This is a genomic window from Sulfurimonas sp. (genome assembly GCF_023229105.1).
Classification (GTDB): Bacteria; Campylobacterota; Campylobacteria; order Campylobacterales; family Sulfurimonadaceae; genus Sulfurimonas.
The window spans coordinates 1-6,564 of record NZ_JALNZY010000098.1; the positions used below are offsets into that span (position 1 = coordinate 1).

Below are 6,564 nucleotides of genomic sequence, written 5' to 3' on the forward strand. Positions count from 1 at the left end.
CTTTCTTATCCTCAGATTTTGTATTATCTAAAATAAGATTTATGCCCTTATGAAAAGTTATGTCTCGTATGATAAAATCATCATTTCCAATTATTAATTGTTTTAAAAACATAACTCAACAACTCCTCTTTCTTGCTTGATTGTATCTGTAAGATATAACCAATCTAAAACAAATAGAAAAAGATTTATCGTAATCTCTTCTTCTTCATTAACTTTCTGGAATAAATCTAATAATGGTATTTTACCGTTACTATTGTTTAAAACTTCTATAGTCAAAGCACCAAGATAATATATTTCTCTTCTTGGATTAGTATCGTCATTCGTTATCATGATACTGGTTTTTCCAAGATTTTACATCGCATAAAAGCATCGACCATAATAATCGGGACGGCGATAAGAGCATCATCGTTAATTTCAACCACAGTCTCTTCTATTTCTTCAAATAGAAGAGTTTCTATTTTTTTAATTATTTCATCTGAATTATTTTGAATAATTTCTAGTTCATTTTCTGAACCAGCGATATATTCTCCTTTTACTCTTAAATATAGATTTCTAATTTTTTTTAAAAGTTTCTCTTTTTTAAATGAACCAGATTTTTCAAGTTCGTTATATAAGGTATCAATCTTCCCTGCATAAACCCTATATTCTTCAATTAAATATTTATTTATTTTGATACGATTGTAGTCAATCTTTTTACTAATATTAAATGATTTATTATTACTTTGTTCACTATCATCATTATTATCACAAGAATCAAGATTTGCTAGAATATTAACTGATTGTGATAGTAAAGTTGATTGTGTCATTTTCTTATTAAGCAACTTATTTTCATGGTCTCTTTTCCATTTTAATAAAAGTTTTTTTGGATAATTACTTTCATTTAATGGATTATCAATAATTTCATGGTGTTCATCACATAATAAAAGTAAATTTTCAAAGCTTCTCCTATCATCATCTATCATGCTAGGATTATATCTCGGTCCATTTGGGCTAGCCGCTTCAATGTGACAAATTTTCGCCACAATTGTTTTTTCATCTTCAGCAATAAGATTTCGTGCGCAATCAGGAGAATAACATTCATTACCAGATAACACAAAAAGTCTTTTAACAGTCGTAATCTTATATTTTCTTGCTTTATCTACCATAAAATGTTTCCCTAAAATATAATTCTAAAAATTTTATCATAATTGTGCTTATTCATTATGCAAATTTAAAATTTATTATAGGAGAAATTAGTGCCATTTAAGCATCTTTGACCCTGAAAAAACTGCTTCCGCTTCCGCTGAAATAGTATCCATGTTTATAATAATTTTTTAACTCTTTATACTCTTGAAGTGCGGGTTTAAAGAGGTCGTTTGCTTCATCTGCGCTCATCTTTTTAAGTATATCCAATGACGAGGTTTTTTTCAACTTCTCTACTTCAAATCCGTCTATAGGATTGTAAAAATTTTCTCTATATATCGCATAAACTTTTGGGGTACTTATCTCTAGCTTTGGAGTAAACAGTTCGATATCTAAAAGATGCTCTTTGAACTCCTCAACGACCTCGCCTATTCCGCTAACGTTTGCGCTGTCATAGCCGTAGATAAAAAACGGGATGTCGGCACCTACTTTTATGCCAATGGCTGCTAATTCGTTCTGGCTTAGTCCTAGATGCAAAACTTCATTACACATCTTTAAAAATGTGGCTCCGTCACTGCTTCCACCGCCCAAACCTGCAAATGCAGGAATTTTTTTATCTACCTTTACTCCATGTTTGTACATAAGATTTTTCAGTAAAGCCGCCGCATCTGCATCTAAAGCATTCAGCAGTGCCAAATATGCTTTATATATTGTATTTTGCTCGGTTTTACATGAAAAACTGCCGATAATTTTAAAATCTTCACTCTCCTCTTTTGCTACAAAAGAGAGTTCGTCATAAAGAGAATCAACCCTCATAAATCTTGAGATAATCTCATGATAATTCGCGCGCATACCCGTGATTTTTAAAAATATATTTACCTTTGCGTAAGCTCTGTAAAGCTTCATCTTCGTATCTCTTATTTTTTAATAATAGCGCTGAGCATAGTCAAATCATCTAGCCCTGTCTCTTTTGATGATGCTATATTCGCATCTTTTACATCTTCGAGGAGTTCTTGCCTTAGTATAGAGACATTTCTAGGTGCATCTATTCCTATCTTTACAACCCCTTTATCGATGGAGACAATCTTTATGATAATATCATCTGCGATAACAATTGATTCATCTATTTTTCTTGATAACACTAGCATTCAATCCTACCTAATTCATAATTTACTTCTGCATTTGTTATGTTTATAACCGAGATGAAACTACCGCTATCGAGCCAATAATGCCCATCTTCTTTAATCTCTAACTCATCTAAAGCAAGAACTCTTCCATATTTTAGGTTATCTTCATCTCCATGATAAAAATTTTCGGGTATGTTAAGGGATTTTTTAATATCTAATACTCTTTGCTCATCATACTTAAACTGCCCCTCACTCAGCCTCTCTAAAGCACTAAGACTCCCAAATTTTACACCGAGCCTCTTTGCTATGATAAGACCCAATGAACGGATATAAGTTCCTTCTGAAACTGTTGCCTCAAATGTAACAAAGGGGTGAGAGTAGTTTATAAGTTCTGTTTTATAAATCGTGGAACTGATTTTGTTAAGCGAAAACTCCATGCCGGCACGTGCTAAATCATAGGCTCTTTGCCCGTTTATACGTTTTGCGCTAAAAATTGGAGGCTCATACTCAAGAGAGCCCTCTAGGGATTTTATAACCCTTAAAACTTTATTTTCGCTAAACTCTTTTAAAATCTCTATATGTTCAATCAACTCCGTATCTAAAGAGTCACTTTTTGCTCCCAGCCAAAGAGTTGCACGATAGCTTTTTGGTGTTTTGTTTAAAAAACGAAACAGCTTTGTATGACTGCCCATCCCTATGAGAAGAACGCCCTTTGCAAAAGGGTCAAGAGTTCCAGAAAATCCGGCTTTTTTAGTTTTGTATTTTCTTTTTAGTTTACTTAAAAAGAAATTTGAACTAACTCCCGTTGGCTTATATGCGACAAAAAGCCTATTCATAGTCTTTCTACGAATGATGCCAATATATCTCTTTTTGTACCGGCGAAATTAATATTTAGCTTAAACTCTCTTCCTGATTTGCTGACACCGACAACTCTGCCCGTGCCAAAGATTTTATGTCGCACTAAGTCACCTTTTTTAAAAGCTGTGTTTTTTTCAACTATAAGCGAGCCTTCACAAAGTCCAGCTTCATTGAAAAATCTGCTCTTTTGCAAATCGCTTCTTCGCCCTTTGTAAAATCTGCTGTCCACATGCGAGAGCGTCAATGTCTCTTTTGCTCTTGTAAAGGAGACATATCCGAGTCTTCTCTCCTCTTCAAGGTCACTCCCATCACCCACAAGCGGCAAAAAACCCTCCTCCAAACCGATAATGAAGATATGGTCAAACTCCAATCCCTTTGAGGCATGAATACTCATCATGTAGATACTCTCGCCCTCTACTTGATCTTGCTCGCTTTGAAGTGTAAGTTCATTTAAAAACTCATCAAGCGAAGAGTCTGGAGAATTTTTTACGAAGTCTCTAAATAGAGCGTAAAACTCATCCATATTTAAAATTCTCTCAGCTTCATCGGGCATACCTTTATAGATCTCCTTAAGATGAAACGTATCCTCTAATACATCTATAAAACTGTATGTAGATTCAGTTGCAACTTTTGCCACAGCCTGAATATCTTTTACAAACTTTTTAAGAGTTTTTGCATTTTTTTGTTTTACAAGCTGTTCAAGTTCGGCAGATGAAATTTTTTTAATATACTCAAAAATAGAGCTGCCATTTGAATGTGCTGCCAACTCTATCTTATCTACGCTCGCCTTGCCTAAGCCTCTTTTTGGTTTATTTACTATACGTTTAAACGAAAAATCGTCATGAAAGTTTGTAATCACTCTTATATAGCTTATAAGATCTTTTATCTCCGCTCTGTCGTAAAATCTAAGACCTCCGACAAGTTTATAGGCAATACCTGCTCGGTTAAGCCCCTCTTCAATAGAGCGGCTCAGAACATTTACGCGGTAAAGCACAGCTATATCTTCAGCTTTAATACCGGAATCTAAAAGTTTTGTGATTTTTGAAGCAATTTTTCTTGCTTCTTCGCTCTCGTCGCCTGAATTTAAAATAGTAATATCTTCACCGCTTCCACGAGTAGGAATAAGTTTTTTCCCAAGCCTTGAGCGATTGTGTTCTATCAACGCATTTGCAACTTTAAGTATCGGCTCGCGTGAACGGTAGTTCTCCTCAAGCTTAAAAACTGCGGTATCTTGAAAATCTTGGTCAAACTCCATTATATTTCTTATATGTGCGCCTCTCCAGCCGTAGATGCTCTGATCATCATCGCCGACAACACAGATATTGTTGTGTGCGCTGCAAAGTTTTTGCAAAAGCTTAAGCTGCAGCTCATTTGTATCTTGATACTCATCCACCATGATGTAGCGGTACTTCTGGGATGTAGCAAGAGAGAGCTCTTCATTTTCATCTAAGAGCCTATATGTCAGCGCTATTAAATCATCAAAATCTACTAGATTGTTCTCCAAAAGATAAGCTTCATACTCCTCGTACACTTTTGCAATCTGCTGATAGTTATATAACTCCGCTTGTTTATAAGCATCATCAGGGCTCAAAAGAGAGTTTTTGTATCTTGATATTTCACTAGCAATAAGAGGAGTGGGAATTTCACTGTTTATCTTTTTTATGATTCTTTTTTTATCATCAGTATCGATTACGACAAAATTATTTTCTCGATTTAAAAGATGTATATGAAACTTTAAAAAGAGCAGTCCAAACTTGTGAAAAGTACATAAAAGCGGAGGATATGCAGGATTGTTCATCATATCAGATGCCCGCTCTCTCATCTCTTTTGCCGCTTTATTTGTAAAGGTAAGCGTCAATGTGTTTGAAGCGGGAATCCCAACTCCTTCTATGAGATATGCCAAACGAGAGATAACGGTCGTCGTTTTTCCACTTCCCGCTCCTGCTAATATCAAGACAGGACCTTCTGTTTTTTTTACAGCATTAGTTTGTGATTCGTTTAATTTACTGAATATTTTTTCCATCTCTTTATCACTACTCACTATTGATTTAAATTATTATAGCCAAAAAGTTATAAATTATTACAAAGCTATTGCTTTAATTATAATATTGAGTTATAATTTCGCTTATTATCTAAACTTATAGGAATTATTATGTTAAAAGACTTTGCAAAATTACAAACTTTTTTAATGGTCATAAAAGAGAAGAGTTTCTCTAAAGCATCAGCAAAATTAGGCATTTCGCAACCTGCTGTTACACAACAAATAAAGTTTATTGAAGATTATCTTGATACTAAAATAGTTGAGAGAAAAAAGAACGGCATACTCCTTACAAAAGAGGGTGAAGATCTTTTTAGAATCGCATCAAGACTTGAAAAAACAATTACAAGTAGTGAAAAAGAGCTTTTAAAAATAGTAAATAAAGACTTCACATTTGTTATCGGCTCCTCAAATACCATCGGAAACTATATATTACCAAACTATCTTAGTGAGATAAAAAAGAGAATAAACAATAATGTTTATATGAATGTTGCGCTTTCAAGTGAAGTTATAGACCAACTTGAAGATAAAAAGACAGATATTGCAATCATAGAGTCTCCTGTATTTAAGGATGGAATTGTTTATCGAAAATGGGTTTTAGACGAGCTTGTAGTTTTTTCAAATCAACCTTTAAAGAAAAATTTAAATGCAGAAGATCTCCTTGAATTTGACTGGATATGCAGAGAGGAAACTTCTCATACAAGAAAATTAACAAGCGAAGTTTTTGATGAGATGGGCGTTCAGTGTATTAATTTTCAAGTTCTTGGTGTTTTAGCTAGCCCTACGGCAATAAAAGAGTCCGTTTTACATGCTAATCCAACAAATTCAAGACCTGTTGTCTCAATCATGTCAAAACATGCCATAGCAAATGAAGTAAAAGAGGGAAGGCTTTTTGAAGCAAGACTTCAAAATTATAAAATAGAAAGAAACTTTTATATAGCCTATCTAAAAGACAAAAAACATGACGTATTTGTTGATAATGTCGTGAACTATCTACTCTCATTAAATAAAATATAAACTTCAAACAGCTTGTAGCGAATTGCTACAAGTTACCTCTATAAAGCTATTTTTTTAAAAACTTTGAGTTCTCCGGATTTGATAAAAAAGAAGCCATTGAATTTTTAACTCCACCTTTATCTACTTTTTTAGAACTTTTTGCACTCTCTTTTTTATGACTTGCCAAATTTATAAGCAGCGGTGTCTCATCTACTATTACCTGCATAATACTAAGTAGCGGAACAGCCACAACACTACCAAAATTTTCAACTCCAAAGCCAGCTTCAAAAATGAGTTTCTCATCTACAATACTAGCAGTATCAAAAGTATAACCTGCAAGAAAAAAAAGTGTCATAGGTCTAAACTCTGCACTTATCTCCTCTGGCAAAGGAGGCTCAAAAGTTACCTCTTCTAGTTTGCACA

At 34.0% G+C, this 6,564-nt stretch carries 8 protein-coding genes; 1 reads left to right on the forward strand and 7 read right to left on the reverse strand.

Going from position 1 to position 6,564, the window contains the following annotated elements; genetic code table 11:
* Nucleotides 1-102: 102 nt before the first annotated feature.
* The 6 genes from M0Q17_RS10265 to M0Q17_RS10290 all read right to left on the reverse strand — a co-directional run bounded on the left by M0Q17_RS10265 (nucleotide 103) and on the right by M0Q17_RS10290 (nucleotide 5,130).
* On the reverse strand, nucleotides 103-330 hold the full coding sequence (locus M0Q17_RS10265) for an ABC-three component system middle component 6 (protein WP_295086549.1): 228 nt from the start codon (nucleotides 328-330) through the stop codon (nucleotides 103-105).
* Entirely contained in the window at nucleotides 327-1,145 is an 819-nt protein-coding gene (locus M0Q17_RS10270; RefSeq protein WP_295086550.1) for an ABC-three component system protein, read from the reverse strand. Before M0Q17_RS10270 ends, M0Q17_RS10265 begins: the two co-directional genes overlap by 4 nt.
* Before the next feature lie 97 nt (nucleotides 1,146-1,242).
* Nucleotides 1,243-2,028, reverse strand: coding sequence for a 4-(cytidine 5'-diphospho)-2-C-methyl-D-erythritol kinase (locus tag M0Q17_RS10275; RefSeq protein ID WP_295086552.1), 786 nt, complete (start codon nucleotides 2,026-2,028; stop codon nucleotides 1,243-1,245).
* Nucleotides 2,029-2,039: 11 nt separating this feature from the next.
* Nucleotides 2,040-2,270 carry a carbon storage regulator CsrA gene (csrA, locus tag M0Q17_RS10280; RefSeq protein WP_295086554.1) on the reverse strand — a complete coding sequence of 77 codons (231 nt, stop codon included), beginning with the start codon at nucleotides 2,268-2,270 and terminating at the stop codon, nucleotides 2,040-2,042.
* On the reverse strand, nucleotides 2,264-3,085 hold the full coding sequence (gene truB / locus M0Q17_RS10285) for a tRNA pseudouridine(55) synthase TruB (protein ID WP_295086556.1): 822 nt from the start codon (nucleotides 3,083-3,085) through the stop codon (nucleotides 2,264-2,266). Before truB ends, csrA begins: the two co-directional genes overlap by 7 nt.
* Nucleotides 3,082-5,130 (reverse strand): ATP-dependent helicase, encoded by a 2,049-nt coding sequence (locus M0Q17_RS10290; protein WP_295086558.1) that lies wholly within the window; start codon nucleotides 5,128-5,130, stop codon nucleotides 3,082-3,084. Before M0Q17_RS10290 ends, truB begins: the two co-directional genes overlap by 4 nt.
* Before the next feature lie 129 nt (nucleotides 5,131-5,259).
* Here M0Q17_RS10290 and M0Q17_RS10295 point away from each other — a divergent pair, with 129 nt between their 5' ends.
* Nucleotides 5,260-6,162, forward strand: coding sequence for a LysR family transcriptional regulator (locus tag M0Q17_RS10295; RefSeq protein ID WP_295086560.1), 903 nt, complete (start codon nucleotides 5,260-5,262; stop codon nucleotides 6,160-6,162).
* A 46-nt stretch (nucleotides 6,163-6,208) separates the two neighbouring features.
* On the opposite strand, the gene M0Q17_RS10300 is transcribed toward M0Q17_RS10295, so the two are convergent.
* On the reverse strand, nucleotides 6,209-6,564 hold a 356-nt coding region (locus M0Q17_RS10300), incomplete at its 5' end, for a hypothetical protein (RefSeq protein WP_295086561.1).